Genomic DNA, 330 nt, shown 5'->3' on the forward strand with positions numbered 1-330 from the left:
GTGATGGAAGGTCAGGGCGTGGTGACATACCCCGACGGCTCGATCTACCAGGGTCAGTTTCGCGGTGGCGTGGCCGATGGGCAGGGCAAGATCGCCTATGCCGATGGCGGCACCTACGAAGGCAGCTGGGTCAGCGGCGTGATCGAAGGAGAGGGCAAGGCCAGTTTCGCCGATGGCGCCAGTTACGAAGGCAGCTTTGCCAATGCGACCTTCGAAGGCATGGGCAAGTTGACCTATCCGGACGGCTATGTGCAGGAAGGCAGCTGGGTTGCGGGCCAGCCGAACGGCGCGGGCAAATCGACCTTCGCCGATGGATCGGTCTTCGAGGGC

General features: G+C 63.3%; 1 pseudogene. It reads left to right on the top strand.

The annotated features are described in order from the left end of the window. Positions 1-330 (top strand): annotated as a pseudogene (locus DQX04_RS12355) (2-isopropylmalate synthase); the annotation flags it as partial.

It is taken from the genome of Aliidiomarina sp. B3213 (genome assembly GCF_003290085.1).
Lineage (GTDB): Bacteria > Pseudomonadota > Gammaproteobacteria > Enterobacterales > Alteromonadaceae > Aliidiomarina.